The sequence below is a fragment of the Dapis hubbardiae BLCC-M172 genome (assembly GCF_050016015.1).
Classification (GTDB): domain Bacteria; phylum Cyanobacteriota; class Cyanobacteriia; order Cyanobacteriales; family Microcoleaceae; genus Trichodesmium.
The window spans coordinates 14,697-18,199 of sequence record NZ_JBNHEQ010000044.1; the positions used below are offsets into that span (position 1 = coordinate 14,697).

The following is a 3,503-nucleotide window of genomic DNA, read 5'->3' on the forward strand; positions in this document are numbered from 1 at the left end:
ATCTGAAAAACAACTCTACCTCAGTAACTTGAGAAAGGCTCTATTTAATCTACTTCAATCTATGGAAGATTGAAAGATTATTAATGATATAATTTGAGAAATGATTTGTACAAATTTAACAAAATAATGTTACAAATAACCTTGAGTGATTAAAGAACTTGATTTTTGATGTATCGAACAATAAAAATTAAGTCTAGGATTAATTACTAAGGAATTCAAATAGCTACCAATAGATAAAAAATATATCAAAAATGTCTAAAAGATTATATTAGATAAGCTAACAGACAAACTAGATAAGGAATAGTAAGAAGGAAACTTCCCAGGGTTACTACTTGCATACTGGGAAGCTGGTCTATCTATACAGAATCTAGTTATCTAGTGACAAGAAAATTTTAGGAAAGGTTCCCTAATTTGTTAAAACTCTAAGATTTTCATTTATATTCCCTCAAAGTGCTTCAATAATTGATAATTGATAATGGATAATTGATAATTACCTCTCCCTAAAACGGATTAGATTGAATAAAAGGAAAATCAATTCATTGTTTCTCTGGATCTAGTTGGCTTTAAACCTTAATTATTCGGTAAGTATTATCATTTAGAAACATATATAATACCATTTTGAAAAAAGAATGTTACGAATAGTAAGGGCTATAAAAAGATTTTACAGGAGATTTCCTGTTGACAAAAAAGATGATTTACGGTCTAAAAAATGGTATTGAAGCAATTCCCATGCGACTCCTGACTCCTAATACCATTTCTCATGCATGAATGCTATATATGATTGGGTGGGGAAGTGTGGGAAGTGTGGGTAGGGACGTTGCATAAGGGCGTCCGTACGAGAGAGGTTAAAAGTAGAAAAAACCTATACTAACCAACTAATAATTGTCACGCAACAGACTTTTAATCTTGGTAACTATTTGACTTCAGAAGTCAAGCTGAAGTATAGCATTAATGCATGGTAATTGGTATAACTCCTGACTCCTAAATTGAAGCAATTCCCATGCGACTCCTGACTTCTGACTCCTGACTCCTAAAAAGTCCCCTAGCTATTTGTAGAAAATATTTATCAAATTGGTATAATACCAACCAAAGGTGAAAAAATAATGTTACAAATAATTCGTGGAATTCAAATAATTTGATCTGGTTTGCCTTTGATTAAAAAGCGAGATTCAAGCCAATAAATGATATTTAAGATATTTATTTACAGCAATTTTTAGTAGGATGAGGTATAGTTAAAGACTAATATCTATTCCCTATTTACTAAAGTGATAAAACTTTGTACCTCACTAACTCCGAAAATCCTGTAATCAGGTGTAACCTAAATATTTAAAATTTATAAAACTGCTATAATTACTATTGATTAATTATTACTTTGAGCAGCAATAACATATATTAAATCGTAGAAAAAATGACAGAAAAAAATACACTAGAGTTGTCTATATTAGCAAGTCAAAAATATCTATTAAATCTGCAACAATCAGACGGATATTGGTGGAGTGAACTAGAATCAAATGTCACAATAACAGCAGAAATAGTTTTACTGCATAAAATTTGGCAAACTGATGATAAAAGACCTCTTGATAAAGCAAAAAATTACCTAATTTCTCAACAACGAGAACATGGTGGTTGGGAATTATTTTATGGGGATGGAGGAGACTTAAGCACTTCTGTTGAAGCTTATATGGCTTTGAGATTATTGGGTGTTTTAAAAACAGATCCAATTCTGATTAAAGCACAAGATTTTATTATTAAAAAAGGAGGTATTAGTTGCAGCAGAATTTTTACTAAATTACATTTGGCTTTAATTGGATGTTTCAATTGGCAAGGTATCCCTTCTATTCCTCCTAGCATAATGCTACTTCCTGAAGATTTTCCATTTACTATTTATGAAATGTCAAGTTGGGCAAGAAGTAGCACTGTTCCACTATTAATTGTGTTTGATAAAAAGCCGATTTTTTCCGTCAACCCCACTATTAATCTGGATGAACTTTATGCCGAAGGAATTAATAATGCTACTTTTGAATTACCTCGTCAATATGACTGGACGGATTTATTTTTGGGGTTAGATACAGCTTTTAAATTTGCAGAAAATTTTAATTTAATGCCTTTGCGAGAAGAAGGATTAAAAGCAGCGGAAAAATGGATTTTGCAAAGGCAAGAAGTTACAGGTGACTGGGGAGGTATTATTCCAGCGATGTTAAATTCTATGTTGGCATTGCGGTGTTTAAACTATGATGTATCTGACCCAGTGGTAGTCCGAGGGTTGGAGGCTATAGATAGATTTGCCGTAGAAACTGAGGATGATTATTGGGTACAACCATGTGTTTCTCCTGTCTGGGATACCGCTTGGGTAATACGTTCGTTAGTTGATTCTGGTATTCCTTCTAGTCATCCGGCGCTGGTTAAGGCTGGAGAATGGTTGTTGCAACAGCAAATTTTGGATTATGGTGACTGGGCAGTTAAGAATAAATTCGGTAAACCGGGGGGTTGGGCGTTTGAATTTATCAATCGTTTTTATCCAGATATAGATGATACGGCAGTAGTAGTTATGGCTTTGGATGCTCTAGAGTTGCCTGATGAGGAATTGAAAAGTCTGGCGATCGCTCGTGCTATGGAGTGGGTAGCTTCGATGCAATGTGAACCTGGGGGTTGGGCAGCTTTTGATGTGGATAATAATCAAGACTGGTTGAATGGTATCCCTTATGGAGATTTAAAGGCGATGATAGATCCGAATACGGCGGATGTAACGGCGCGAGTGTTGGAGATGGTTGGTTGTTGTGGGTTGTCTATGGATGGTCGGCGGGTGAAACGGGCGATCGCTTACTTGGAAAAGGAGCAGGAAGGGGAAGGTTGTTGGTTTGGTAGGTGGGGAGTTAATTATATATATGGTACGAGTGGGGTTATTTCGGCTTTGGCTGTTGTGGCGCGGGAAAGTCACGGAGGTTATATAGAGAGGGGAGCGAGTTGGTTAGTTGGTTGTCAAAATTCGGATGGCGGATGGGGTGAGAGTTGTTGGAGTTATAACGATCCGTCGTTGAAGGGGAAAGGGAAAAGTACGGTGTCTCAGACTGCTTGGGCGTTAATTGGTTTATTGGCTGCGGGGGAGGCGACTGGTAATTTTGCTAGGGAGGTTATAGATAGGGGAGTGGATTTTTTAGTTTCGAGTCAGAATGATGATGGGAGTTGGGTGGAGTCGGAGTTTACTGGTACTGGGTTTCCCTGTCATTTTTATATTAAATATAATTTTTATCCGCAATATTTTCCTTTGATGGCTTTAGGGAGGTATGAAAGTTTGTTGGGTGGTTGATATTTTTGAGTGGGGAAGATGGGGTGATGGGGTGAAATTTTTCAACTGCTGAGTCATATTTTTTGAGAAAATCTAATCAGACAACTAGAGGTGAGTCTTCTAAGACTTTTCGATTTTTAGAGGCAAATATTAGTAGAAACGCTCGGAAGTGGCGAGTGATTTTTTGAAAAAATCTAGTCAGATAACTAAAGGTTTG

At 36.1% G+C, this 3,503-nt stretch carries 1 protein-coding gene; it reads left to right on the forward strand.

Annotation, left to right across the window (positions count from 1 at the left end; translation table 11 throughout):
• Window positions 1-1,408: 1,408 nt before the first annotated feature.
• The gene (gene shc, locus ACP6PK_RS04800; protein WP_426558227.1) at window positions 1,409-3,307 is read left to right on the forward strand and encodes a squalene--hopene cyclase; all 1,899 of its coding nucleotides are present in this window, start codon (window positions 1,409-1,411) and stop codon (window positions 3,305-3,307) included.
• Window positions 3,308-3,503 lie beyond the last annotated feature (196 nt).

Excerpts from the sequence above, each read along its gene's own strand:
- shc (WP_426558227.1), top strand. The coding sequence starts at position 1,409 with ATGACAGAAAAAAATACACTAGAGTTGTCTATATTAGCAAGTCAAAAA.